Below are 25,326 nucleotides of genomic sequence, written 5' to 3' on the forward strand. Positions count from 1 at the left end.
GGCGTGGAAAGATTGAACCGTGGCGGAACGATCGGTGACGGTGCGGCTGCGGGCATTGGTGCGCGCGGTCTGGCACTACGTGATCAGCGCACCGCTGACCTACGGCTGGCTGGTGGCGCTGTCTGTGACGACCATCGTGCAACACCTGGTCACCGGCCATCAGCTGCATTCGATACTGCTGCACCGCTACACCAACATCCACGCCCTGGCCACCGATCCGCTGGGCGTGCTGTTCTCCAGCCTGTTCTGGATCGACGGCAAGAGCCTGGAACCCTATCTGATCTTGTTCAGCATCTTCCTCGCGCCCGCCGAGCGTTGGCTGGGCCAATTCCGTTGGCTGACGGTGGGATTGACCTCACACATCGTGGCCACCTATTTCAGCGAAGGTCTGCTGTATCTGGCGATCCGATTGAACGAAGCCTCGCAGCGCTCGGTGCGCGCCCACGACATCGGGGTGAGCTACTTTCTGGTCGGTGTGATGGGCATCCTGACCTATCGCATCGCCCGACCCTGGCGGTGGGGCTATCTCGGCGTGCTGCTGCTCATCTTCGGTTTTCCGGTGCTGCTGATGGACCGCATCGAACTCAGCTTCACCGCCATCGGCCACTTCGCGGCGCTGCTGGTCGGCCTCGCGTTCTATCCGATGGCCCGGGAACGCAAACGCGCCCCGTGGAATCCGGCGCAACTCAGGGAGCGATTCCGCCGGCCCCGGTCGCCGGAGGCCTCGACCTGAATACGGCGACCGAAGGAGTGGGCGGGTAGATGCGGCACTACTACTCAGCGGACGCGATCCGCGACGCCGAAGCGCCGCTGCTGGCCAGCCTGCCCGACGGTGTGCTGATGCGACGGGCCGCCTACGGTCTGGCCGCCGCGATCCTCGGCGAACTGCGCACCCGCACCGGCGGGGTGGCCGGGCGCCGGGTGTGCGCGGTCGTCGGCTCCGGTGACAACGGCGGGGATGCCCTCTGGGCGGCGACCTTTCTGCGCCGTCGCGGCGCCGCCGCCGACGCGATACTGCTCAACCCCGAACGCACCCACCGCAAGGGGCTGGCGGCCTTCCGCAAGGCCGGTGGCCGCGTCGTCGCAACCGTCTCCGCGGAGACCGATCTCGTCATCGACGGGGTGGTGGGCATCTCCGGCTCGGGTCCGTTGCGGCCGAACGCGGCACACGTGTTCGACGCGGCCGAGGGCATCCCGGTGGTCGCCGTCGACATTCCCAGCGGCATCGACGGATCCACCGGGGCCATCACCGGACCGGCCGTGCAGGCCGCGCTGACCGTGACCTTCGGCGGCCTCAAACCCGTACATGCGCTGGCCGACTGCGGCCGCGTCGAGCTCGTCGACATCGGGCTCGACCTGCCCGAGACCGATGTCCTGGGATTGGAGGCCGACGACGTCCTGGCGCGCTGGCCGGTACCGGGTGCCCGCGACGACAAGTACACCCAGGGCGTCACCGGCGTGCTGGCCGGATCCTCGACCTATCCCGGCGCCGCGGTGCTGTGCACCGGCGCCGCGGTCGCCGCGACGTCGGGCATGGTCCGCTATGCCGGCAGCGCACATCGCGAGGTGCTCGCGCAGTGGCCGGAAGTCATCGCTTCACCCACCGCGGCGGCGGCCGGGCGGGTGCAGGCATGGGTGGTCGGGCCGGGTCTGGGTACCGACGAAAGTGGTGCCGCCGCACTGTGGTTCGCGCTGGAGACCGACCTGCCGGTGTTGGTGGACGCCGACGGCCTGACGATATTGGCCGCCCACCCCGACCTGCTGGCCGACCGCAAGGCCCCGACCGTGCTGACGCCGCACGCCGGCGAATTCGCCCGGCTGGCCGGGTCGCCGCCGGGTGAGGACCGGGTGGGCGCGGTGCGCAGATTGGCCGATGCGTTCGGCGCCACCGTGCTGCTCAAGGGCAACGTCACCGTCATCGCCGAACCCGGTGGACCGGTCTACCTCAATCCGGCCGGGGAGTCCTGGGCGGCCACCGCCGGATCGGGTGACGTGCTGTCGGGCATGATCGGCGCGCTGCTGGCGTCGGGGCTGCCGCCCGGCGAGGCCGCCGCGACGGCGGCGTTCGTGCACGTGCGGGCGGCGGCGTTGTCGGCGGCTGACCCCGGCCCGGGCGACACACCGACGTCGGCCTCAAGGATTCTGCGTCACATCCGGGCGGCCCTGGCCGCCCTCTAGCAACGAAAGGCCCGTCATGTCCAAGAGCCACCCGTCCATGGCCACGCATTCGATCGCTCCCGCCTACACCGGCCGCTTGTTCACCGCGCCGGTGCCCGCGCTGCGGATGCCGGAGGAGTCCATGGACCCCGACGCCGCCTACCGCTTCATCCACGACGAGCTGATGCTCGACGGCAGTTCGCGGCTGAACCTGGCCACCTTCGTCACCACCTGGATGGACCCCGAGGCCGGCAAGCTGATGGCCGAGACCTTCGACAAGAACATGATCGACAAGGACGAATACCCGGCCACCGCCGCGATCGAGCAGCGCTGCGTCTGTATGGTCGCCGACCTGTTCCACGCCGAGCACCTCAGCGACAACGACCCGGCCAGCGCCACCGGCGTGTCCACCATCGGCTCCAGCGAGGCGGTGATGCTGGGCGGGCTGGCGATGAAGTGGCGGTGGCGCGAGAAGGTCGGGAAGGACTGGAAGAAACGCACCCCGAACCTGGTGATGGGTTCCAACGTGCAGGTGGTCTGGGAGAAGTTCTGCCGCTACTTCGACGTCGAGCCGCGCTACCTGCCGATGGAGCCGGGCCGCTACGTCATCACCCCCGAACAGGTCGTCGACGCCGTCGACGAGGACACCATCGGGGTGGTGGCGATCCTGGGCACCACCTACACCGGTGAGCTGGAGCCCATCGCCGAGATCTGCGCGGCGCTGGACAAACTCGCCTCAGACGGGGGCGTGGACGTCCCGGTGCACGTCGACGCGGCCAGCGGCGGTTTCGTGGTGCCGTTTCTGCATCCGGAGTTGCAGTGGGATTTCCGGCTGCCCCGGGTGGTGTCGATCAACGTCAGCGGCCACAAGTACGGGCTGACCTATCCCGGTGTCGGGTTCGTGGTGTGGCGCGGCAAGGAGTACCTGCCCGAGGACCTGGTGTTTCACGTGAACTACCTGGGCGGCGACATGCCGACCTTCACGCTGAACTTCTCCCGTCCGGGCAACCAGGTGGTCGGCCAGTACTACAACTTCCTGCGACTGGGCCGCGACGGCTACACCAGGGTGATGCAGGCGCTGTCGTCGACCGCGCGCTGGCTCGGCGAGCAGTTGCGCACCGGCGAGCACTGCGAACTGATCTCCGACGGTTCGGCGATCCCGGTGGTCAGCTTCCGGCTGTCCCGGGACCGCGGCTACACCGAGTTCGACGTCTCCCACGAGCTGCGGACCTACGGCTGGCAGGTGCCGGCCTACACGATGCCCGACAACGCCACCGACATTTCGGTGCTGCGCATCGTGGTGCGCGAAGGCCTGTCCGCCGATCTGGCCCGGGCGCTGCACGACGACGCCGTCAAGTCGCTGGCCACGTTGGACAAGCTCAAGCCGGGCGGGCACTTCGACGCCGCGCACTTCGCGCACTGAGACCGGGCGCACGCGCGAAACCCCGGCGCGCGGCTCTGGGACAATGGTCGGCGTGTCCGTCACGCCGATCTCCCTGACCCCCGGTGTGCTCGCCGAGGCCGTCGTCGACCTCGGCGCCATCGCCCACAACGTGCGGGTGCTGCGCGAACACGCGGGCAAGGCGCACGTGATGGCCGTGGTCAAGGCCGACGGCTACGGTCACGGCGCCACCCGGGTCGCCTACGCCGCATTGGCCGCCGGCGCCACCGAACTCGGTGTGGCCACCGTCGACGAGGCGCTGGCCCTGCGCGCCGACGGCATCGCCGACCCGATCCTGGCCTGGCTGCACCCACCCGGTTTCGACTTCGCGCCGGCGCTCGCTGCCGACGTCGAGATCGCGGTCTCCTCGCTGCGCCAACTCTCCGAGCTGCTGGACGCGGTGCGCCGGACCGGTACGCAGGCCACCGTCACGGTGAAAGTGGACACCGGGCTGAACCGCAACGGGGTGGCCCCGGCTCAGTATCCGGACATGCTGGCCGCGCTGCGCCGCGCCGTGGCCGACGAGGAGATCCGGCTGCGGGGTCTGATGTCGCACCTGGTGTATGCCGACGCCCCCGACGAGGAGATCAACGACGTTCAGGCGCAACGGTTTCGCGACATGTTGAGCTACGCCCGTGAGCAGCAGGTGGATTTCGAGGTGGCGCACCTGTCGAACTCGTCGGCCACCATGGTCCGTCCCGACCTGACGTTCGACCTGGTTCGCCCGGGCATCGCCGTGTACGGCCTGAGCCCGGTGCCGACGCTGGGTGACATGGGTCTGGTCCCGGCGATGACGGTGAAAAGCTGTGTGGCGCTTGTCAAGTCGGTCAAGGCGGGGGAAGGGGTGTCCTACGGGCACACCTGGAAGGCACCGTGCGACACGTATGTGGCGCTGCTGCCGATCGGCTACGCCGACGGGGTGATCCGCGCGCTGGGCAACCGGCTGGAAGTGTGGATCAACGGGCGGCGACGGCCCGGGGTGGGCCGGATCTGCATGGACCAGTTCGTCGTCGACCTCGGGCCGGGACAGCCCGACGTGACTGCGGGCGACGAGGCGATCCTGTTCGGACCAGGCGCCCAGGGTGAGCCCACCGCGCAGGACTGGGCCGATCTCGTCGGCACCATCCACTACGAGGTGGTCACCGGCATCCGGGGACGTATCACCAGGAGCTACCGCGAGGCCACAGCTTGAGTTCTGAAGAGACCCGGAAGCAGAAGACCTGGCTTGCGGGCGGGGCCGGGCTGACCGCCGTCGCCACGCTCGTCGGCGCCTCGGCCCGCAAGACGATCGTCGGACGTGCTCTGACGGCCGACGACCCTTGGGCGGACGAGGATTTCGAGCGGCTGGACAGCGACCGCGCCGAGGTCGTCACCACCGACGACGGGGTGCCGCTCGCGGTGCGCGAAGCCGGGCCGAAGGACGCCCCGCTGACCGTCGTCTTCGCACACGGATTCTGTCTTCGCATGGGCGCCTTCCACTTTCAACGCATGCGACTCGGCGAGCTGTACGGTCCGCAGGTGCGGATGGTCTTCTACGACCAGCGCGGGCACGGCCAGTCCGGCGAAGGCGAACCCGACTCCTACACACTGACCCAGCTAGGCCGGGACCTGGAGACCGTGCTGCGGGTGATGGCGCCGGAGGGGTTGATTGTGTTGGTCGGCCACTCGATGGGCGGCATGACCGTGCTGTCGCATGCCCGGCAATTCCCCGACGAATACGGCCGCCGGATCGTGGGTGCGGCGCTGCTCTCCTCGGCGGCCGAGGGTGTCACCCGTTCCCCGCTTGGCGAGTTCCTGAAAAACCCTGCGCTGGAAGCGGTCCGGTTCGCCGCCAAGTCCGCGCCCAACTTGGTGCACCGAGGGCGCAACGTGTCGCGCTCGCTGATCGGGCCGATTCTGCGGGCAGCGTCCTACAGCGACCTGCAAGTCAGCCGCAGCCTGGACGCGTTCTCGCAGCGGATGATGAACGGCACCCCGATCGCCACCCTGGTCGGTTTCCTGCGCGCGCTGGAGACCCATGACGAGACCGCCGGATTGTGGACCCTGTTGAAGGTCCCCACCCTGATCGCGTGCGGCGACCACGACCTGCTCACCCCGGACGAATACTCGAGGCTGATGGCCGCCTCGCTGCCGCGATCCGAGCTGGTGATCGTGGAAGGTGCCAGTCATCTGGCGTTGCTGGACAAACCCGACGCCATCAACGACGGGCTGGTCCGGCTGATCGAGCGGTCGCTGCCGGGCAAGCACGCACTGCGTTACCGGCGGTGGCAGCAACGTTTGCGGAAGCGGTTGCGGCGTGGTTGATTCCGGGACGGCGACGTGCGAACGCGTCGAGGACACCATCGCGCTGGGATCCCGGCTCGGCGAGCTGCTGCGCGCCGGGGACGTGGTGGTGCTGACGGGTCCGCTCGGGGCCGGAAAAACGGTGCTGGCCAAGGGAATCGCTGCGGCCATGGACGTCGACGGCCCGGTCACCTCTCCGACGTTCGTGCTGGCCCGGGTGCACCCGGCGCGGGTGACCGGTCGGCCGGCGATGATCCACGTCGACGTCTACCGCCTGCTGGACACCCCCGGCGCCGACCTGCTCGGCGAGCTGGACTCGCTGGACCTCGACACCGACCTCGAAGACGCCGTCGTCGTCGTGGAGTGGGGTGAGGGATTGGTGGAACGGCTGGCAGAACGCCATCTCGACATCCGGCTCGAGCGCGTCACCCACTCCGACGTTCGGATCGCCACCTGGGAATGGGTCGGCAAGTGAGCATCGTCTTGGCGTTGGACACCGCCACCCCGGCCGTCACCGCGGGCGTGGTGCGCGTCGAGCGCGGCGACTTCCTCACCCTGAGCGAGCGCATCACCGTCGATCCCCGCGCGCACGCTGAGCGGCTGACACCGAATGTCGTTGCCGCACTAGCGGATGCGGACCTGTCGATGACCGACCTGGACGCGGTGGTGGTGGGCTGCGGCCCCGGGCCGTTCACCGGGTTGCGGGCCGGCATAGCTACCGCCGCCGCCTTCGGCCACGCGTTGGATATCCCCGTGCACGGCGTGTGCAGCCTGGACGCGGTCGGCCGGCTGACCACCGGCGAGACACTGGTCGTCACCGACGCCCGCCGCCGCGAAATCTATTGGGCCCGTTACCGCGACGGGTCGCGCACCGAGGGTCCGGCCGTCAGCGCCCCGGCCGACGTCGACGCCGGTCCGGCTCGTTCCGTCGCCGGCTCGCCCGAGCATGCGGCGCTGTTCGGGCTACCGGTCTGCGGACCGGTCCACCCGACCCCCGAAGGTCTGGCGCGCGCAGTACCGGATTGGTCGGCCGAGCCGGCACCGCTGGTCGCGCTGTACCTGCGCCGCCCGGACGCCAAGCCGTTGGCGGCCCGGCCGTGACCGTCGACATCGCGCTGGGCGGGCTTACCCGCGCCGACGTCCGCCGGTGCGCCGAGTTGGAGGCGCAGTTGTTCGACGGTGACGACCCTTGGCCGGCCGTGGCGTTCGAACGCGAATTGGCCAGTAAGACAAATCATTACGTGGCCGCGCGCTGCGGCGACACGCTGGTGGGCTATGCGGGCATCTCCCGGCTGGGCCGGGTGGCGCCGTTCGAGTACGAGGTGCACACCATCGGGGTGGACCCTTCGTTTCAGGGCCGGGGGATCGGGCGCCAATTGCTGGAAGCCTTACTGGATTTCGCCGACGGCGGCGCCGTCTATCTGGAGGTGCGCACCGACAACGAAGCGGCGCTCGGGTTGTATCGCAGTGTGGGATTCGAACAGATCGGCCTGCGCAAGCGGTACTACCGGGTCAGCGGCGCCGATGCCTACACGATGCGAAGGGACGCCCGATGACGACCATCCTGGCCATCGAAACCTCTTGTGACGAAACGGGAGTCGGGATCGCTCGGTTGGCGGGTGACGGCACCGTGGACCTGCTGGCGGACGAGGTCGCGTCCAGCGTCGACGAGCATGTGCGCTTCGGCGGGGTGGTCCCCGAGATCGCCTCGCGCGCGCATTTGGAGGCGCTCGGTCCCGCGATGCGCCGGGCGCTGGTGACGGCGGGGTTGGACAAGCCCGACGTCGTCGCCGCGACGATCGGACCGGGACTGGCCGGCGCTCTGCTGGTGGGAGTGGCTGCGGCCAAAGCGTATTCGGCCGCGTGGGGGGTTCCGTTCTACGCCGTCAATCACCTCGGCGGGCACCTGGCCGCCGACGTGTACCAGCACGGGCCGTTGCCCGAGTGCGTGGCGTTGCTGGTGTCGGGCGGACACACGCACCTGTTGCACGTCCGCTCGCTCGGCGAGCCGATCGTCGAGCTGGGCAGCACCGTCGACGACGCCGCGGGCGAGGCCTATGACAAAGTCGCCCGCCTGCTGGGGTTGGGCTACCCGGGCGGGCGGGTGCTCGACGAGTTGGCGCGCACCGGCGACCCACAGGCGGTGGTGTTCCCGCGCGGCATGACCGGTCCCCGCGACGACCCGTACGCGTTCAGCTTCTCCGGGCTCAAGACCGCCGTTGCGCGGTATGTGGAGGGCCATCCCGACTTCCGCGACGCAGATGTCGCGGCCGGATTCCAGGAATCGGTCGCCGACGTGCTGACCCGCAAGGCGGTGCGGGCCGCCACCGAGCTGGGGGTGTCGACGCTGCTGATCGCCGGGGGAGTGGCGGCCAACTCGCGGCTGCGCGAGCTGGCCACCGAGCGTTGCGCCGAGGCCGGCCTGACGTTGCGGATCCCGCGGCCGCGGCTGTGCACCGACAACGGGGCGATGATCGCCTCGTTCGCCGCGCATCTGGTGGCCGCGGGCGCGCCGCCGTCGCCGCTGGATGCGGCCAGCGACCCGGGTCTGCCGGTGGTGAAGGGACAGGTCAGCTGACGAAGCACCGGGGCGCCCTTGAGTGCTAGCACTCTCATGTATAGAGTGCTAGGTGGCAGTCGGACGACCCCCTGTTCCGGCACCCGCGACGACGGCGCGAGGGCACCCGAAGACTGCCGAAACACCTGGTAATCCGGCCGGTTCGAGGGCACGCCTGCGACCGGCTGTCAACTCCGGTCCGGGAACCCCGGACCCGATCCAAATAGTGGAGGGCTCCAATCGTGGCGAAGGTGAACATCAAGCCACTCGAGGACAAGATTCTCGTGCAGGCCAACGAGGCCGAGACCACGACCGCTTCCGGTCTGGTCATTCCTGACACCGCCAAAGAGAAGCCCCAAGAGGGCACCGTCGTCGCAGTCGGCCCCGGCCGTTGGGACGAGGACGGCGAAAAGCGGATTCCGCTCGACGTCGCCGAGGGTGACACCGTCATCTACAGCAAGTACGGCGGCACCGAAATCAAGTACGGCGGCGAGGAGTACCTGATCCTGTCGGCACGCGACGTGCTGGCTGTCGTTTCCAAGTAAGACACCGTGTTCCGCCCCGGCGATCCCCGTGCTGTGCGCACGGGCGGTTTCCGGGGCGGGATGCGTTAGAAGCTGGGGTTAAGGACCTGATGAGCAAAATTATCGAGTACGACGCGACCGCGCGTCGCGCCATGGAAGCGGGCGTGAACAAGCTCGCCGACGCGGTCAAGGTGACGTTGGGGCCCGGCGGCCGACACGTGGTGCTGGCCAAGGCCTTCGGCGGACCGCAGGTCACCAACGACGGGGTGACCGTCGCACGTGAGATCGACCTGGAAGACCCGTTCGAGAACCTGGGCGCCCAACTGGTGAAGTCGGTGGCCACCAAGACCAACGACGTCGCCGGTGACGGCACCACCACGGCCACCGTGCTGGCCCAGGCGCTGGTCAAGGGCGGCCTTCGCCTCGTGGCAGCCGGGGCCAACCCGATCGCGCTGGGTTCGGGTATCTCCAAGGCCGCCGATGCGGTGTCGGAGGCGCTGCTGGCCGCGGCCACCCCGGTCTCCGGCAAGGACGCCATCGCCCAGGTGGCGACCGTGTCCTCGCGGGACGAGCTGATCGGCGGGCTGGTCGGCGAGGCGATGACCAAGGTCGGCGCCGACGGCGTGGTCAGCGTCGAGGAATCCTCCACGCTGAACACCGAACTGGAGTTCACCGAGGGCGTCGGCTTCGACAAAGGGTTCCTGTCGGCCTACTTCGTCACCGACTTCGACTCCCAGGAAGCCGTGCTCGACGACCCGCTGATCCTGCTGCACCAGGACAAGATCAGCTCGTTGCCCGACCTGCTTCCGCTTTTGGAGAAGGTCGCCGAGGCCGGCAAGCCGCTGGTGATCGTCGCTGAGGACGTCGAGGGTGAGGCGCTGGCCACGCTGGTGGTCAACTCGATCCGCAAGACGCTCAAGGCTGTTGCGGTCAAGGCGCCGTACTTCGGCGACCGGCGCAAGGCGTTCCTGCAGGACCTGGCGATCGTGACCGGCGGCGAGGTGGTCAACCCCGACACCGGTCTGCTGCTGCGCGAGGTCGGCCTCGACGTGCTGGGCACCGCCCGGCGGGTGGTGGTCAACAAGGACGACACGATCATCGTCGACGGCGGCGGCTCCAAGGATGCGGTCGCCAACCGGATCAAGCACCTGCGCGCCGAGATCGAAGCCAGCGACTCCGACTGGGATCGGGAGAAGCTGCAGGAACGGCTGGCCAAGCTGGCCGGCGGGGTGGCCGTGATCAAGGTCGGTGCCGCCACCGAGACGGCGTTGAAGGAGCGCAAAGAGAGCGTGGAGGACGCGGTCGCGGCGGCCAAGGCCGCGGTCGAGGAAGGCATCGTCGCCGGCGGCGGTTCGGCGCTGATCCAGGCCCGCCACGTTCTGGAGTCGCTGCGCAACGCGCTCAGCGGTGACGAGCGGGTCGGCGTCGACGTGTTCGCCGATGCGCTCGCCGCGCCGCTGTACTGGATTGCCACCAACGCCGGGCTTGACGGCGCGGTCGCGGTCAACAAGGTCGGCGAGCTGCCCAACGGGCAGGGTCTGAACGCCGCGAGCCGGACCTACGGGGACCTGGCGGCTGACGGCATCGTCGACCCGGTCAAGGTGACCCGTTCGGCGGTGCTCAACGCGTCGTCGGTGGCGCGGATGGTGCTGACCACGGAGACGGCGGTCGTCGAGAAGCCCGCCGAGGCCGCCGACGATGGTCACGGCCACGGCCATCACCACCACTGAGAACATTTCCGACGGAGCGCCCCGGTCCCTGCGGCCGGGGCGCTTCGTCGCCTCGGAGTGCCGCGTGCATCAGTTCAGCCTCGGCGAAACTCAACGGCTTCAAGTTTCACGACCGCCCCTGAATAGTCGCTGCGCGGATCAAGCATTATTGGGCGGGGCGGCACGTCTTCAATGAATCAGTTCTGAGGTAACGATCATGGGTTTACGCCAGCGAATGTTGGCGACGATCGCCGGGCAACTCGGCCGGCCGCACGGTCTGGTGGGCCGTGGCGTCGCGCTACTGCTCAACCGCGGCAATCGACGGGCGATGGTCGGCGCTGTCGATGCGACGGCTGCGTCGGCCGGAAACACGGTGGCCGACATCGGTTTTGGTGGTGGACTAGGGCTCGACCTGTTTTTGCAGCGGGTTGGCCCGCAGGGCACCGTCTTCGGTGTGGAGGTCGCCGAGGACATGCTCACGCGCGCCCGGGCGCGCTTCGAGACCCAGATCGCTGCCGGCCGGATCAGTCTGCTCACCGGGTCGCTGACCGCATTGCCGCTCGACGATCGCTCGCTCGATGCGGCGATCTCCGTCAACACCATGTACTTCGTGCCAGACCTCGACGTCGCGTGTGCTGAACTCGCGCGGGTGGTACGTCCCGGCGGCCGAGCAGTGTTGGGTATCGGTGACCCTGACGCGATGGCCCGTTTGCCTTTCACTGCTTATGGTTTCGAGCTACGCCCGATCGACGAGATCGTCGTTGCCTTGAAAAAGGCGGGATTTGGCGAAGTCACGCAGCGCCGCCTCGACGAGGCCGCGATCACTCATCACCTTGTTGTCGCGATCAGGTCCTAGACGGCGGCAACGTGCGGCATCGCCCTTGTCGAGGCCGTCGAGCGCGCTGAGGTCCTTTCGGAGGTGCCGCGGCGCGTCAGCGGATGCTCATCGGCGTTCGTCCCCGAGTCGATCAGGGCGCCGCCCTGCCAGCAGACCGGTGGAGGCAAACTTCAGCCCGGTGCGTAGTTCCTCCAGCCGAATCGGGTCGTCGGATTCGATGTAACGCAGGGTCGTCGCCACGGCCATATTGAAGAACAGCCAAGCCAACGCCTTCGGGCTCAACTCGTCGCGATACTCGCTGCGGTAATGGTTTATGTGCAGCGTGGTCATCGCCAGCAGGGTGGCGTTGAGTCCGGAGATCTTCTCGAAGGTGCGGACGTGGTCGGGGCGTTCGGCGAGGTAGCGGATCAACCGGCGGTTGGCGATGGTGAACTCGATCAGGATGTCGATCGACGACTCCATGGCCGATTCCGGGCGGTCCAGCGTGATTGCCCGCAGCATCTCCTCGATGGCGGGCGCCTGTTCGGCGGCCAGTTGCTCGATGGCGGCGTTGATCATCTGCTCCTTGTTGGCGAAGTACTGATAGATCGATCCCTTGCTGATGCCGGCCTGCTCGGCGATCAGATTGGTGGTGATCTGCTCCGGCGCGTGTCGGTGCAGCAACGACACCGTCGTCGACACGATTTTTGCGACCATCTCCCGGGAACGTGCCTGCTGTGGCACCTTCCGACGCTCTGACCTGGACTTTGCTGTGCTCATCAGAACCCCTGACGCGACTTGAATGCGACCTGACGGTCATATTAGCCTCGAAGCATCAGATCGACCGGAGGGGGACACCGGTGACCGCCAGCAGAAGGCTCGATATCCGACAGGACCATGCGGACTCCGAAGCGATCGAACTCGTTCCGCCGGATTCCCTGACCGCCGAGCACACCGGACGTTGGACGTTCCTCATCCTCGAAGGTGCGGCGTTCATGATGCAGGCGATGCATCCGGTCATCGCCGAGATCACCGGTAAATACTCCGCAGCCTTCCACGGCGACGCGGGCGGCCGCGCGATACGTTCCGTCGACTCGGTGCTTCGCTGGACTTACGGCGGCACCGAAGCCAAGGCCGAGGGTGACCGAGTGCGCGCGATGCACCAGCCGATCACCATGAAAAGCGCCGAAACCGGTAAGCAGATCAGCGCCCTGAACCCCGAGGCCTACCAGTGGGTGATCGCCACCGGCTACATCGTCAACGCACAGGCCGGCAAATTACTGATCGGGCGGGAGTTCACCGACGTCGAGAAGCAGGAGCTGCTGCGCGACAACCGGCGACTGGCTCGACTGCTGCATGTGCCGATGCGCGGTTACCCCGAGTCACAGCAGGAGATGGCCGAGTATTTCGAGTCGATGCTGGACACGCTGCAGGGCACGCCCCAAGCGCTGCAACTGATCCACGATCTGCAGATCGGCAAGGTCGATCTGCCGCCCTCATTCCCGAAGCCGCTGGCCCCGCTGGCGAGAGCGTTGGTGCTGCCAGCACTGCGACTGAACTATCTGTCGATCGTCGGGTTGCTGGATCCACGTCTTCGCGAAAAGCTCGGTGTCACATGGAGCGCCAAAGAGGAACGGCAGCTCACCAGGCGCTACTTCGTGATCCGCACCGCCTACCGATTGCTGCCCGACCGGCTCACCTATTTCCCGTTGGCCTACCACGCCCGCAAACATCACCAGTGCCTGGCGAAGATGAAAGAGCGCCAACAGAAGTCGTTCGCCTACAACCTGCCTCGCCCTTAACCGCCGCCGGGCTGGCTGGAAGTCGTCAGCGTGGTGGTCGGCGAGATGCTGCTGCTCGGGGTGCTGCTGACCGTCACGGTGCTGGTACTCGTGCTGGTCAATGGTGGTGGCACGACGACGGTGGTCGTGACCGTGCTGACGCTGGTTGTCGTCGTCGTTGTCGTCGTGGTGGTTGTGGTGGACGAGGTTGCAGCTGGCGCGGCAATCACACCGCAGGCGATCCGCTTGCCGGACTCCTCGCCCTCGCCGCTGAAGGTCCCCGGAGTCTGGTGGACGACCAGAGCAGTACCCGAGCCATTCCTCAGGTCCGCCGCCGTGAATGCGCTGGTGGTCGTGACAAGCTTCGCCGAGCCGTCGGGGCGCACTTGCAGAGACGTGAGATCGCCGCTGGCGGGATTACCCGTGTGATTCGGCGCCTGGTAGACCTCGCCGGCGGAGCTGAAGCTTCCGGACGCATCGCAGGTGCCCACCGAGTGGACCTGCAGGCCGTGGAAGCCGGGGCTGAGGACCTGGTTGGGGCCGGCCTCCACCGTCACGGTCGCGTAGCCGTTCGCGAATTCAAAAGTGGCGTTACCGACCTGACTGCCGTCGGTGCCCTTCAACTGAGTGGTCATCCTCTCCGCACCAGGCGAAGAGCTAGACGACGTTGCGGATTGGCCGCCCCGGTCGTTGGCGCACGCTGCTAACGGTGCGGCCGCGGTCAGCGCCGCGACCGCGAATAACACGCCCATTTTCATGGATGGTGCCTACCCTCCGCGGCCGCCACCGAAACTCGTGGGAATGGCGGTTGAGCACCCCTAACGTGGCGTCCGGCCAAAAGCTTGCTCAGCGGGAACAGGTCCCACATCGGAGTGGCGGCCCGGCAATCGCGCCGCGTGCCGCTGCCCCGGGCCCGGGCCACGCCGGGCGGCGAGGGCGTCGGCGACGGCGCCGGTGGCGAACGCATACACCGCCTTGTGCAGCACATCGAGAATCAGCTCGTGGCGCGGCCAGGTCTGCGGCGGTGCCCCGACACCCGTCGCGTTCTCGAGAATTTGGTCATTGGTCAGCCGCACCACCGTGAACTTGGCCGAAGCCCCCGGTCCGCGAAGCCCGACCTCAGCCATCGCCGAGCGCAGCACCCCTAACAGCGCGGCCTGTCCGTAGTGCATCGCCCAGTTGGCGACCAATCTACTTCCGGGAGAGGAGAATTGGCGGCCGGTGAGGCGCTCCAGCACCGCTGCGGGCACGTAGGAGTTCGGCCGATCGGTGAGACGTTGCTCGACCTTTTCGCCGAGCGTCATGACGACCGCCCCAGCAGTGCCGGCAATCAGGCCTTCACGCAGAGAATCTCGCAGCATCTTCGCGCGATACCCTCGCAGCCCTCCCGGAAACATCCGCGCTGTCGCGGCCTCAGTTCGCTGATCAGGGTTAGGCTCCGCGGGTGACGCGACTTGCACTGATCGCCGCCTTGGGCATGGCCGCTTTGGCGGCGCGACGGTATGCGGCCATGCGCGAGGCCATGGCCGCGGTGGCGCCCGATTTCCGCAGTCCGGTACTGCCGTTTCTGCCTGCCACCACGCGCGCCTGGTTGCTTCCCGTCTTTCGCTTCAACTCGCGGATACGCACGCCGTCCGGGCCCGGCGTGACGGTGACCGAGTGCCGCATCGGGGAATCTTCCCTGCGGGTGCTGATCACCACTCCGACGGACGGCTCGACACCACGGCCGGGCGTGCTGTACATCCACGGCGGCGGATACGTGGTGGGCTCACCGCAAATGGAAGCGTTCGGAACCGGGCAACTGGCAAGGGAACTCGGCGTCGTCGCCGCATCACCCGACTACCGGCTGGCCCCCGAACATCCCTTCCCGGCCGCGCTCGACGACTGTATGACCACGCTGCGGTGGATGCGGGCTAACGCCGACGAACTGGGTATCGATCCGCAGCGGATCGCCGTCATGGGGGGCAGTGCCGGTGGCGGCCTGGCCGCCGCCGTCGCGCAACGCAGCCACGACGAAGGGATTCCGCTGCGGGCGCAGGTGCTGCTGTATCCGATGCTCGACGACCGCACCGTCCTGCGAGCCGACCATGCCGGGCGGGGCCGATTCCTGTGGACGCCGGAATCCAACCGGTTCGGCTGGACCAGCTACCTCGGTCACGAGCCGCGGCTGTCGGATGCGCCGCAGTACGCGGCGCCGGCACGGCGCGAGGAATTGACCGGTTTGCCGCCGGCCTGGATCGGCGTCGGCGAACTGGATCTGTTCCACGACGAGAATGTCGACTACGCAAGAAGACTCGAGGCGGCCGGGGTTCCGTGCACGCTGGTCACCGTCCCGCAGATGTATCACGGCGCGGACCTGTTTGCCTCGAAGACGTTGGTGTTGAAGGACTTTCATGCCGGAGCGCGCGAGCACTTGCGTCTTCATCTAGACCTTGCCAGTGCATGTAGAACAAAAACGCAGTGCATTCGCCGGCCGCCTGGGAGCTGGGGTTATCTGTCGTAACACCCGGCTACCGGCGCGGCGCGCGTAGGCCGAGCACGCGACGACCGGCATCGACCAGTAGATCGCGCAGCGTGTCCTCGTCGAGGTCGGCAACGCGCGGGTCGACCGCCGCGGCGACACCCGCCATCACGATCGAGGCCTTTGCCCGACCGGCCGGCCCCGGCTCGACGCCGGCCAGCAGGTCGATCTGACGTTCGATCAGCCGACTCCAGGTCAGATTGGTGCGAAGCACCTCCAACACCCCTGGGTCGAGCGCCAGCACTGCGGCAACTTTGCGGTTGGCCGCCAGATGAGCGGCGTAGCCCTGCAGCAGGTGATCGGCACGCGCGTTGGGTGTACGACGTGACTCGGCTTCGTCGACGATGCCGCGTAATTGCTCGAGCATGGGTTCCAGAATGGCCCACAGCAACTCTTCGCGAGTGCGGAAGTGGTGGTAGATCGCACCCTTGGTGAAGCCCAGCTCGTCGGCGATCATCTGTAGCGAGGTGCCCGCATAGCTATGGCGGGCAAAGAGTCTCACAGCGACCGCCATCAGGCGTCCGCTGGTCCGGGCGTCGCTGTCGTCGTGTGCCAGTTCGCTTGTCATGTCGCTTCCAGTCCGTGTTCCACCTCACAATACCTGGTCGATCGTCCAGTTGTCTTCTATACGATCGTCCAGTAATCTCCTATACGTTCGTCCAGCTGCAAACGTGCGACAAGGAAGGATCATCATGACCATCGACGGCCTGTCGTCGCTCGACTTCTTCAGCGACGAGCGTCTCGTCGAAGACCCCTATCCCTATTTCGAAGCGCTGCGCTCCGCCTGCCCGGTGGCTCGCGAAGGCCGTCACGACGTCACGATGGTCACCGGATGGCAAGAAGCGGTTGACGTCTACAACGACGACGAGACGTGGTCGTCCTGCATCTCGGTGACCGGTCCGTTCCCCGGTTTCCCCGTGGAACTGAAGGGCGATATCGCCGCGCTCATCGACCAGCACCGTCACGAGCTGCCGTTCAGCGATCAGCTGCCGACGCTGGATCCGCCGGTGCACACCGACCACCGCGCGCTGATGATGCGGTTGATCACGCCGAAGCGCCTCAAGGAGAACGAGGACGCGATGTGGCAGCTGGCCGATCAGGTGCTCGACTCTTACCTCGCGGCCGAAAATGGCGATTTCATTGAGGGATTCGCCGGCCCGTTCACTTTCCTCGTCATCGCCGACCTGCTGGGCGTGCCGAGTCAGGACCGCACCGCACTCGTCGAAAGTCTGCGCCGCAACGCCGACGACGGGTTCGGTGGCAGCGGTGAGCAGGCGTTGGCGCACAGTCCGTTGGCGTTTCTCTACGACCGCTTCGCCGGCTACGTCGAACAGCGCCGGGCCGACCCGCAGGACGACGTGCTGACCGGTTTGGCCACGGCCACCTTCCCCGACGGGTCCACGCCCGCCGTCGCCGACGTGGCGCGCGTGGCGACCAATGTCTTCTCGGCAGGTCAGGAGACCACCGTCCGCCTGTTGGGCAGCGCGCTGAAGATAATCGCCGAGAATGCCGAGATCCAGGCCGCTCTGCGGGCCGACCGTTGCCTCATCCCGAACTTCATCGAAGAGGCGTTGCGCACAGAAAGTCCCGTCAAAGGCGACTTCCGGCTCTCGCGTGTGCCGACAACCGTTGGCGGAGTTGCGTTGTCGGCCGGCACCACGGTAATGGTGCTCAACGGCGCCGCCAATCGCGATCCGCGCCGCTTCGAAGACCCCGACGTGTTCGACCCGGCGCGCAAGAACGCCCGTCAGCACTTAGCCTTCGGACGCGGCATTCACAGCTGCCCGGGTGCACCATTGGCACGCGCCGAAACCCGGGTCGCGATCGAGCGACTGCTGGACCGCACCGGCCACATCCGGATCAGCGAAACTCATCACGGTCCGGCCGAAAACCGCCGCTATCAATACATTCCGACGTTCATCCTGTGCGGCCTCACCCACCTGCAGCTGGAATTCACGCCCGCCTGACGGCGCTCAACGAAAGGTACGACAAATGACCAACGAACTTGCCGACAAAGTAGCCATCGTCACCGGCGGTGCGCGCGGAATCGGCGCCGCCACCGTGCGGCACTTCCTTGCCGAAGGCGCCGGGGTCGTCGTCGCCGACGTCGACCGGGAACGGGGCGAGGCGATCGCCGCTGAAGGGGGCTCCGACTGCGCGTTCCAGTACGCCGACGTGTCCAGCGCTCAAGACCTGACGGGCCTGGTTGCGTTCGCCGTCAACAACTTCGGCGGCCTCGACATCATGTTCAACAACGCCGGCGTTTCCGGACGGATGGTGCCCAGCCTGCTCGACGAGGACTTCGAGGACTTCGACCGAGTGGTCCGGGTCGACCTGCTCGGTGTCATGCTCGGCACCCAGATCGCCGCCCGACACATGAAGGATCACGGTGGCGGCTCGGTGATCAACACGACCTCGATCGGCGGACTGGATGCCGGCCGCACCGTGCTGAGCTACCGCGCCGCCAAGGCGGGCGTCGTGCACTTCACCAAGTGCGCGGCCATCGATCTCGCCGAACACGGCGTGCGCGTCAACTGCATTGCGCCGGGCGGTATTCCGACCCCACTGCTGTCGGTTGCGACCGGTTATGCCGAGCAGGGTGCCGACGAGGTGACGCAGGCGATCCGCGCGATCATGGCGCAGGACCGTCCGCTCAACCGCACGGGGACGGCCGAGGACATCGCCAACGCCGCGATCTTCCTGGGCAGCGACCGGTCCCGTTACATCACCGGCGTCGTCTTGCCGGTCGACGGCGGCATGACCGCTGGCAACCCCCGCAATGGGCTGCCTACCATCCTCGCCGATGCGGCGCGATCCGCATGAGCGTCGCCGAGCTCGCGACAACCGAAGTCGCGCAATGGGATTCGGAGTTCACCGCGCAGTTCAAAGACAAACTGCACCCCTGGGTCAAACGCTGGTTCCGGCCGCAAGTGCGGGGGATGGAACGGGTCCCCGATGGCCCGTGCCTGGTCGTGTCCAATCACTCCGGGGGGATGTTCACTCCCGATCCGTTGATCTTCGGCGCGGCGTTCTACGAGATGTTCGGCTACGACCGCCCGATGTACACGCTGGCACACAACACCGTGCTGATGGGGCCGCTGGAAAGGAGCATGCTGCGCATCGGTGTCATCCACGCCAGCCCCGAAAATGCCTCCGAAGCACTGCAATCCGGTGCGATCGTGCTGGTGTTTCCCGGCGGGGACTTCGACTCCTACCGGCCCACCAGTCAGTCGAACGTCGTCGACTTCAACGGCCGGACGGGTTACATCACCGCCGCGCTGGAGGCCGGGGTCCCGATTGTGCCCACCGTGTCGATCGGCGCGCAGGAGAGTCAGTTGTTCTTGACCCGGGGCACCGGGCTGGCGAAGAAGCTGGGACTGGACAAGCGGCTGCGGCTGAAGATCCTGCCGATCAGCATCGGATTTCCGTTCGGGGTCAGTATGATCCTGCCGCCGAATCTGCCGTTGCCGACCAAGATCACCACCGCGGTACTCGAGCCGATCGACATCCCCGCGGCGTTCGGCCGCGATCCCGATGTAGACGAGGTCGACCGCCATATCCGCTCGGTGATGCAACAGGCGCTCGACGGACTCGCCGCCCAGCGGCGGTTCCCGATCCTGGGCTGAACGGCGATCGCGGCGTGAAATCTGCGCTGCGATCGCGATTCACTCTCCGCGCTGAGTCGACGAAGATGCAGAACACAAACGCAGGCCCGGGGGCATCAAGCACCCCGGGCCTGCGTCGTCCAGCAGCAATCAGGCCGAGCGGCGGATACCGCGACCCCGCCCGATGGATCCTTTGAGCAGCATGTCCCGCTCGGATTCCGAGAGGCCGCCCCACACGCCGTAGGGTTCACCGACGTCCAGAGCGTGCGTGCGGCACTCGTCGATCACCGGGCAACGCCGGCACATCTCTTTTGCGCGCTGCTCGCGCTGCATCCGGGCCCGGCCACGCTCCCCGTCGGGATGGAAGAACATCGATGAGTCGACGCCGCGGCACAACCCCTGCAACTGCCAGTTCCAGATGTCGGCGTTGGGCCCAGGTAGCTGTTCCGGCTGTGGCATTGCTGATTCCCTTCCTCTGCACCGGCCCACCTGCTCGAGGGCCAAAAACTCCTGAATAAGACGAGTTGTGCAACTGAATTGGCAGTGGCGTCACCGATGACTACACCGAACACGGTAGACGCTAGGTGTGCTATCGAATTTCCGTCAATAGGTACGGGATGTGGCGAAAAACCGACTCTTTGTAGCAGAATTAACTCCGCGTTCATCTGTAGCGCTATAGCTGAAGGCTAGATGTGCTAACCGGACGCCATCGATTTGCGGTTTGCCCAGTTCAGAGGCCTGCTGTAAGCAACCCGTAATTGGCGTATGGCGCACTCTGAGTAATCTTCCGGTAACCCCTAGAGCACAAACTTTTTACGACTTACGCGCAGCCATCACGGTGATTGAAACCGGTTGCAGTTGTCCGCCGGTGCGCGACCCGACGGCTGGGCGCTTGCCCGCTCGGCCCGTCACGCTGGCGTGACGCTCGGCGCCGAATGCCACGCTGGCGTGACGCTGGGCGAGCCTGCAGTACCCGACGGGCTGGGCGCTTGCTTGCTCGGCCCGTCACGCTGGCGTGACGCTCGGCGCCGAATGCCACGCTGGCGTGACGTTCGGCGAGCCTGCAGTCCGAGGGTTGGGCGCTTGCATGCTCGGCCCGTCACGCTGGCGTGACGCTCGGCGTCGAATGCCACGCTGGCGTGACGTTCGGCGAGCCTGCAGTACCCGACGGGCTGGGCGCTTGCTTGCTCGGCCCGTCACGCTGGCGTGACGCTCGGCGCCGAATGCCACGCTGGCGTGACGCTCGGCGAGCCTGCAGTCCAAGAAGCCGGGCGGCCGCGGTCCGCCGCGCAGCGCTGGTGACAATAGCCCCGTGGATGCAGCGCAGGACACGACGCTGGCCGAGGCCGCGTTCGGGAACAGCCCCGCGACCTGGCCGCTGCCGACGGCTACCACCCCGCGACAACTGTGGCTGCGCGCCGTCGCCGCCGGTGGACAGGGCAGGTACAGCAGCGCCTATGCCGATCTCGCACTGCTGCGCCGTCAGGTCAAGGCCGGCCCCCTGGCCTCGCTGGCGCTCAGCACGCACGGCTCGTTTCTGCGCCAGCTCGGCTGGCACGCCCTGGCCCGGGGTTGGGATGGTCGAGCCTTCGCATTGGCGGGTGCGGATCCCGAAGCCCGCGCCGATGCGCTGGTCGGCCTGGCCGCCGACGCGTTGGGTATCGGACGCTTCGCGGCAGCAGCGGGATTTCTCAGCCGCGCGGACGCGGCCATGGATAACGCCGAACTGCCGATCCCGGTGGCCGACCGGCTGGCGGTGCGCCGAGGATGGGTGGGTGCCGAGCTGGCGATGGCCTCCGGCGACGGCGACACCGCTGTCCGGCGCGCAGAGGACGCCGTCGCCAGGGCCCGGGCCGGCGTCTCGGCGCGCCACCGGGTCAAAAGCGACGTGGTCCTGGCGGCCGCGCTGTGCAGCGCGGGGGACGTCGAGCGGGCGCGCGCCGTGGCGCACGCGGCACTGCAGGCCACCGAACCGCTGGGTTTGATACCGCTGCGGTGGGCGCTGGCCAGCTTGCTGGTCGATACCGGAAGCGTCACGGTTGGAGCACAAGGGCTGCCGGAATGGACCGAAATTCGGGATATTTGCGCAGGTGAAGTACAACGCGCCGGTGGGATCTGGCGTACCGCTCGATAGCCCGTCCGCCCGATAGCTTCGATCAGCGAGTTAGCCCGGTATGTGTCCGGTTCGTGACTTTGGAGAAACCACCGTCGATGACAATGCAGGGAGAACGTCTCGACGTCGTGGTTGCGGAAGCCGCGGCAGGGGACCGGAATGCATTGCGGGAGGTGCTGGAGACCATCCGTCCGATCGTCGTCCGATATTGCCGAGCGCGGGTCGGCACGGTCGAACGGGGTGGCCTGTCAGCAGATGACGTGGCGCAGGAGGTGTGCTTGGCGACCATCACGGCGCTGCCGCGCTACCGAGACCGAGGACGACCGTTCCTGGCCTTCCTGTACGGCATCGCAGCACACAAAGTCGCGGACGCCCATCGTGCCGCCGGCCGCGACCTCGCCTATCCGGCCGAAGAGGTCCCCGAGCGGCGGTCCCACGACGCCGGTCCGGAACAGATGGCCATCGAAGCCGATTCGGTGACCCGGATGAACGAATTGCTCGAGATCCTTCCGGCCAAGCAACGCGAGATCCTGATTCTGCGCGTCGTCGTCGGGCTGAGCGCCGAGGAGACCGCTGCGGCGGTCGGAAGCACCACGGGAGCGGTCCGGGTAGCCCAGCACCGCGCCCTTCAACGGTTGAGAGACGAAATCGTCGCGGCAGGTGAATATGCGTAACTCTGATTCCGATGCCCGCCGGGGCCGACCCGCCCTGGACGAGGTGACCCACACCGACTTGCTGCTCGATGCGCTGGCGGCGCGTACCGAAGACCACTTCGTCCATCCGGCAAACTTCGAAGACGAAGCGCTTGCCCTCTTGCTGGGTAATTGGCGCGATGACCTGCGCTGGCCACCGGCGAGCGCGCTGGTGTCCCAGGACGAAGCCGAAGACGCGCTGCGGGAGGGGATGTTGCGGCCCCGCCGGCGACGCAGCGGCCTGGCCGCGGTGGGTTCGGTGGCCGCGACCCTGCTGGCGCTCAGCGGGTTCGGTGCGGTGGTCGCCGACGCCAAACCGGGCGACTTCCTCTACGGGCTGCACGCGATGATGTTCAACGAACCCAGGGTCAGTGACGACCAGATCGAGTTGTCCGCCAAGGCCGATCTGGCCAAAGTCGAGCAGATGATCGCCCAGGGTCAATGGGATCAGGCGCAGACGCAGTTGGCCGAGGTCAGCACCACTGTGCAAGGTGTCAACGACGGCAGCCGCCGGAAGGGTCTGCTGGCGGAGGTGAACCAGCTCAACACCAAGGTGGAAAAGCGCGACCCGACGGCGAGCGCGGAGCTGGCCGTGCCGCGCGCCCCGGCCGTGTCGTCGGCGCCGCCCTCGGCTCCGGTCCCACAGTCGCCGCCGTCGGCTCCGGTCCCACAGTCGCCGCCGTCCGCGATCCAGGCTCCGTCGGAGCTACCGGAGTCCACCGGCCCGGTCGCGTCACCAACGGCGACCCCGTCGACCGCCACGACCCCGCCCAGTCCCGTCCCGACCACGACGACCACCAAACCCAACACCACGACCACCACCACGACGGCACCCAGCACACCCGCGGCAGCGCCCGGCGTACCCGCGTCGCCGACGCAGCAGACACCGTCAGGCGAATCGTGGGACAGGACAACGGGACAGCCCAGGCCGAGAACATCGTTCCCAACAGGCGAAGCGCCGTAGGTCTAGAGGTGGCGGCGGAATCCGTCGGCGTCTGACGTCGCTTCGTTGAGCGAGGCGTCAGCGTATCCGCGGCAGTAATCCCACGTGACGTAGGCGTCCGGTTCGGGGTCGTAAGCCGGCTCGTGCGGGCGGACGGTGCCGTCGATCAGCAGCTGCAGCAAGTTGGCGCGCAGCATGTCCCAGTCGTGATAGTGATCCTGCTGGCATTCGTCGCAGCACACCACGAGTCCGCGGATTCCCTTGTGGGCCAGCAGTGCTTCGTAGACGGCCAAGTCGGCCAGGTCGGCTTCGACGGCCATCCGCTCCTGTTGGTCGAGCGGCTGACCGGGCTCGACGGCATCCAGAGCAGCCGACGGGTCCAATGGGTCGTCGGCGAAGGGATCGGGCGGCAAACCCGGCGGGAGGTGGTCGCGCACCCCCATAGCCTACGCAGCACGGCAGTGATAACGCCAGAAATTGCCGACGCGCGCCGCCGGTGGCGCGCCGCGCAGAAGCCGTGAGCCGGACAGCGTCTGGGAGCCGATAGGATTATGTTTTCCAACCCAGCATGCATATGGAGGGCCTCGCCGATGTCCCGTGGCATGTCCGGCCTCGAAGACAGCTCCGACCTGGTCGGCAGCTCCTACGTGCGGGTCGGCGGGCTGTCCGAGGAGTCGGTACCGACCGGCGGCGACGACCCGCACAAGATCGCGATGCTGGGACTGACGTTCGACGACGTCCTGCTGCTGCCGGCCGCCTCGGATGTGGTGCCCGCCACCGCCGACACCGCCAGCCAGCTCACCAAGCGGATCCGGCTCAAGGTGCCGCTGGTCAGCTCCGCGATGGACACCGTCACCGAGTCGCGCATGGCGATCGCCATGGCCCGCGCCGGCGGCATGGGTGTGCTGCACCGCAACCTGCCGGTCGCCGAGCAGGCCGGGCAGGTCGAGATGGTCAAACGCTCCGAGGCCGGCATGGTCACCGACCCGGTCACCTGCCGCCCCGACAACACGCTGGCCCAGGTAGACGCGCTGTGCGCGAGGTTCCGGATCTCGGGTCTGCCGGTCGTCGACGACGACGGCGCCCTCGTCGGGATCATCACCAACCGCGACATGCGCTTCGAGGTCGACCAGAACAAGCAGGTCGCCGAAGTGATGACCAAGTCGCCGCTGATCACCGCCCAGGAGGGTGTCAGCGCGTCGGCGGCGCTGGGCCTGTTGCGCCGCAACAAGATCGAGAAGCTGCCGATCGTCGACGGCCGCGGCCGGCTGACCGGGCTGATCACCGTCAAGGACTTCGTCAAAACCGAGCAACACCCGCTGGCCACCAAGGACAGCGACGGCCGATTGCTGGTCGGGGCGGCCGTCGGGGTCGGCGGCGACGCCTGGGTACGGGCGATGATGCTGGTCGACGCCGGAGTGGACGTGCTGGTGGTGGACACCGCGCACGCGCACAACCGCCTGGTGCTGGACATGGTGAACAAGCTCAAACTCGAGGTCGGTGAACGGGTCGAGGTGGTCGGCGGCAACGTCGCGACCCGCTCGGCGGCCGCGGCGCTGGTCGACGCCGGTGCCGACGCGGTGAAGGTCGGCGTGGGCCCGGGTTCGATCTGCACCACCCGGGTGGTCGCCGGGGTCGGGGCCCCACAAATCACGGCGATTCTGGAGGCGGTCGCGGTGTGCGCCCCGGCGGGTGTGCCGGTGATCGCCGACGGCGGGCTGCAGTATTCCGGCGACATCGCCAAGGCGCTGGCCGCCGGCGCGTCGACCGCCATGCTGGGCTCACTGTTGGCCGGCACAGCAGAGGCGCCCGGCGAGCTGATCTTCGTCAACGGCAAGCAGTACAAGAGCTACCGCGGCATGGGGTCGTTGGGCGCCATGCAGGGTCGCGGCGGTGGCAAGTCGTACTCCAAGGACCGCTACTTCGCCGACGACGCGCTCTCCGAGGACAAGCTGGTGCCCGAGGGCATCGAGGGACGGGTACCGTTCCGAGGTCCGCTGGCGTCGGTGATCCACCAGCTGACCGGCGGGTTGCGCGCGGCGATGGGTTACACCGGCTCGCCGTCCATCGAGGTGCTGCAGCAGGCGCAGTTCGTCCGGATCACACCGGCGGGCCTGAAGGAAAGCCACCCGCACGACGTCGCGATGACGGTCGAAGCGCCCAATTACTACGCGCGGTGAACA

The 25,326-nt window shown here is 67.5% G+C and carries 27 protein-coding genes; 21 read left to right on the forward strand and 6 right to left on the reverse strand.

The window, feature by feature from the left end:
- Positions 1–19 precede the first annotated feature (19 nt).
- From AC5Y46_RS14455 to AC5Y46_RS14510, 12 genes are all read left to right on the forward strand, one after another.
- The gene (locus tag AC5Y46_RS14455) at positions 20–733 is read left to right on the forward strand and encodes a rhomboid-like protein (RefSeq protein WP_499941522.1); all 714 of its coding nucleotides are present in this window, start codon (positions 20–22) and stop codon (positions 731–733) included.
- A 29-nt stretch (positions 734–762) separates the two neighbouring features.
- Positions 763–2,178 (forward strand): NAD(P)H-hydrate dehydratase, encoded by a 1,416-nt coding sequence (locus tag AC5Y46_RS14460; protein WP_499941524.1) that lies wholly within the window; start codon positions 763–765, stop codon positions 2,176–2,178.
- 16 nt (positions 2,179–2,194) lie between these two features.
- The gene (gad, locus tag AC5Y46_RS14465) at positions 2,195–3,580 is read left to right on the forward strand and encodes a glutamate decarboxylase (RefSeq protein WP_499941526.1); all 1,386 of its coding nucleotides are present in this window, start codon (positions 2,195–2,197) and stop codon (positions 3,578–3,580) included.
- Between the two features lie 52 nt (positions 3,581–3,632).
- Positions 3,633–4,790, forward strand: coding sequence for an alanine racemase (gene alr / locus AC5Y46_RS14470; RefSeq protein ID WP_499941528.1), 1,158 nt, complete (start codon positions 3,633–3,635; stop codon positions 4,788–4,790).
- A gap of 50 nt (positions 4,791–4,840) precedes the next feature.
- The gene (locus tag AC5Y46_RS14475) at positions 4,841–5,902 is read left to right on the forward strand and encodes an alpha/beta fold hydrolase (protein ID WP_499941879.1); all 1,062 of its coding nucleotides are present in this window, start codon (positions 4,841–4,843) and stop codon (positions 5,900–5,902) included.
- Complete coding sequence (tsaE, locus tag AC5Y46_RS14480; RefSeq protein ID WP_499941530.1) at positions 5,895–6,356, forward strand: tRNA (adenosine(37)-N6)-threonylcarbamoyltransferase complex ATPase subunit type 1 TsaE; 462 nt, start codon at positions 5,895–5,897, stop codon at positions 6,354–6,356. Before AC5Y46_RS14475 ends, tsaE begins: the two co-directional genes overlap by 8 nt.
- Positions 6,341–6,982 carry a tRNA (adenosine(37)-N6)-threonylcarbamoyltransferase complex dimerization subunit type 1 TsaB gene (gene tsaB / locus AC5Y46_RS14485; protein WP_499941532.1) on the forward strand — a complete coding sequence of 214 codons (642 nt, stop codon included), beginning with the start codon at positions 6,341–6,343 and terminating at the stop codon, positions 6,980–6,982. Before tsaE ends, tsaB begins: the two co-directional genes overlap by 16 nt.
- Positions 6,979–7,437 carry a ribosomal protein S18-alanine N-acetyltransferase gene (rimI, locus tag AC5Y46_RS14490; RefSeq protein ID WP_499941534.1) on the forward strand — a complete coding sequence of 153 codons (459 nt, stop codon included), beginning with the start codon at positions 6,979–6,981 and terminating at the stop codon, positions 7,435–7,437. Before tsaB ends, rimI begins: the two co-directional genes overlap by 4 nt.
- Complete coding sequence (tsaD, locus tag AC5Y46_RS14495; RefSeq protein WP_499991920.1) at positions 7,434–8,459, forward strand: tRNA (adenosine(37)-N6)-threonylcarbamoyltransferase complex transferase subunit TsaD; 1,026 nt, start codon at positions 7,434–7,436, stop codon at positions 8,457–8,459. Before rimI ends, tsaD begins: the two co-directional genes overlap by 4 nt.
- A 221-nt stretch (positions 8,460–8,680) precedes the next feature.
- Positions 8,681–8,983 carry a co-chaperone GroES gene (gene groES, locus AC5Y46_RS14500; protein ID WP_011739140.1) on the forward strand — a complete coding sequence of 101 codons (303 nt, stop codon included), beginning with the start codon at positions 8,681–8,683 and terminating at the stop codon, positions 8,981–8,983.
- Positions 8,984–9,072: 89 nt separating this feature from the next.
- Positions 9,073–10,692 (forward strand): chaperonin GroEL, encoded by a 1,620-nt coding sequence (groL, locus tag AC5Y46_RS14505; RefSeq protein ID WP_499991921.1) that lies wholly within the window; start codon positions 9,073–9,075, stop codon positions 10,690–10,692.
- A 214-nt stretch (positions 10,693–10,906) separates the two neighbouring features.
- The gene (locus tag AC5Y46_RS14510; RefSeq protein ID WP_499991974.1) at positions 10,907–11,527 is read left to right on the forward strand and encodes a methyltransferase domain-containing protein; all 621 of its coding nucleotides are present in this window, start codon (positions 10,907–10,909) and stop codon (positions 11,525–11,527) included.
- 87 nt (positions 11,528–11,614) lie between these two features.
- Here AC5Y46_RS14510 and AC5Y46_RS14515 read toward each other — a convergent pair whose 3' ends face one another.
- Positions 11,615–12,205, reverse strand: coding sequence for a TetR/AcrR family transcriptional regulator (locus tag AC5Y46_RS14515; RefSeq protein ID WP_499991975.1), 591 nt, complete (start codon positions 12,203–12,205; stop codon positions 11,615–11,617).
- 143 nt (positions 12,206–12,348) lie between these two features.
- Here AC5Y46_RS14515 and AC5Y46_RS14520 point away from each other — a divergent pair, with 143 nt between their 5' ends.
- Positions 12,349–13,290, forward strand: coding sequence for an oxygenase MpaB family protein (locus tag AC5Y46_RS14520; protein WP_499991923.1), 942 nt, complete (start codon positions 12,349–12,351; stop codon positions 13,288–13,290).
- Here AC5Y46_RS14520 and AC5Y46_RS14525 read toward each other — a convergent pair.
- Positions 13,287–14,027, reverse strand: a complete 741-nt coding sequence (locus AC5Y46_RS14525) for a superoxide dismutase family protein (protein WP_499991924.1) — start codon at positions 14,025–14,027, stop codon at positions 13,287–13,289. The two genes, AC5Y46_RS14520 and AC5Y46_RS14525, sit on opposite strands and share 4 nt — an antisense overlap.
- Positions 14,028–14,087: 60 nt before the next feature.
- Complete coding sequence (locus AC5Y46_RS14530; RefSeq protein ID WP_499991926.1) at positions 14,088–14,630, reverse strand: hypothetical protein; 543 nt, start codon at positions 14,628–14,630, stop codon at positions 14,088–14,090.
- Positions 14,631–14,713: 83 nt separating this feature from the next.
- Here AC5Y46_RS14530 and AC5Y46_RS14535 point away from each other — a divergent pair, with 83 nt between their 5' ends.
- Positions 14,714–15,772 (forward strand): alpha/beta hydrolase, encoded by a 1,059-nt coding sequence (locus tag AC5Y46_RS14535; protein ID WP_499991928.1) that lies wholly within the window; start codon positions 14,714–14,716, stop codon positions 15,770–15,772.
- Between the two features lie 7 nt (positions 15,773–15,779).
- Here the strand turns inward: AC5Y46_RS14535 and AC5Y46_RS14540 are convergent, their stop codons facing one another.
- On the reverse strand, positions 15,780–16,358 hold the full coding sequence (locus AC5Y46_RS14540) for a TetR/AcrR family transcriptional regulator (RefSeq protein ID WP_499991930.1): 579 nt from the start codon (positions 16,356–16,358) through the stop codon (positions 15,780–15,782).
- Between the two features lie 124 nt (positions 16,359–16,482).
- On the opposite strand from AC5Y46_RS14540, the gene AC5Y46_RS14545 reads away from it, so the two are divergent.
- From AC5Y46_RS14545 to AC5Y46_RS14555, 3 genes are read left to right on the forward strand one after another with little or no spacing between them, the layout of a single operon-like run.
- A complete protein-coding gene (locus AC5Y46_RS14545) occupies positions 16,483–17,757 on the forward strand; it encodes a cytochrome P450 (protein WP_499991932.1) in 1,275 nt (424 codons plus the stop codon).
- A 25-nt stretch (positions 17,758–17,782) separates the two neighbouring features.
- Complete coding sequence (locus AC5Y46_RS14550; RefSeq protein ID WP_499991933.1) at positions 17,783–18,613, forward strand: SDR family NAD(P)-dependent oxidoreductase; 831 nt, start codon at positions 17,783–17,785, stop codon at positions 18,611–18,613.
- Positions 18,610–19,416: a lysophospholipid acyltransferase family protein gene (locus tag AC5Y46_RS14555; protein ID WP_499991935.1), complete on the forward strand. Its 807-nt coding sequence runs from the start codon at positions 18,610–18,612 to the stop codon at positions 19,414–19,416. The genes AC5Y46_RS14550 and AC5Y46_RS14555 overlap by 4 nt, the downstream gene beginning before the upstream one ends.
- A gap of 129 nt (positions 19,417–19,545) precedes the next feature.
- Here AC5Y46_RS14555 and AC5Y46_RS14560 read toward each other — a convergent pair whose 3' ends face one another.
- Positions 19,546–19,854, reverse strand: a complete 309-nt coding sequence (locus AC5Y46_RS14560; protein ID WP_036352919.1) for a WhiB family transcriptional regulator — start codon at positions 19,852–19,854, stop codon at positions 19,546–19,548.
- A gap of 877 nt (positions 19,855–20,731) precedes the next feature.
- Between AC5Y46_RS14560 and AC5Y46_RS14565 the strand changes: the two genes are divergently transcribed.
- The 3 genes from AC5Y46_RS14565 (at position 20,732) to AC5Y46_RS14575 (ending at position 23,164) form a co-directional block, all read left to right on the forward strand.
- Positions 20,732–21,529 (forward strand): hypothetical protein, encoded by a 798-nt coding sequence (locus AC5Y46_RS14565; RefSeq protein WP_499991977.1) that lies wholly within the window; start codon positions 20,732–20,734, stop codon positions 21,527–21,529.
- 77 nt (positions 21,530–21,606) lie between these two features.
- Complete coding sequence (gene sigD, locus AC5Y46_RS14570; RefSeq protein WP_499941551.1) at positions 21,607–22,182, forward strand: ECF RNA polymerase sigma factor SigD; 576 nt, start codon at positions 21,607–21,609, stop codon at positions 22,180–22,182.
- The gene (locus AC5Y46_RS14575; protein ID WP_499991936.1) at positions 22,175–23,164 is read left to right on the forward strand and encodes an anti-sigma-D factor RsdA; all 990 of its coding nucleotides are present in this window, start codon (positions 22,175–22,177) and stop codon (positions 23,162–23,164) included. Before sigD ends, AC5Y46_RS14575 begins: the two co-directional genes overlap by 8 nt.
- 2 nt (positions 23,165–23,166) lie before the next feature.
- Here the strand turns inward: AC5Y46_RS14575 and AC5Y46_RS14580 are convergent, their stop codons facing one another.
- Positions 23,167–23,580 carry a DUF5319 domain-containing protein gene (locus tag AC5Y46_RS14580; RefSeq protein ID WP_499941554.1) on the reverse strand — a complete coding sequence of 138 codons (414 nt, stop codon included), beginning with the start codon at positions 23,578–23,580 and terminating at the stop codon, positions 23,167–23,169.
- 153 nt (positions 23,581–23,733) lie between these two features.
- Between AC5Y46_RS14580 and guaB the strand changes: the two genes are divergently transcribed.
- The gene (guaB, locus tag AC5Y46_RS14585) at positions 23,734–25,323 is read left to right on the forward strand and encodes an IMP dehydrogenase (RefSeq protein WP_499941556.1); all 1,590 of its coding nucleotides are present in this window, start codon (positions 23,734–23,736) and stop codon (positions 25,321–25,323) included.
- The last annotated feature ends 3 nt before the right edge of the window (positions 25,324–25,326 follow it).

Source organism: Mycobacterium sp. NGS59 (assembly GCF_059812345.1).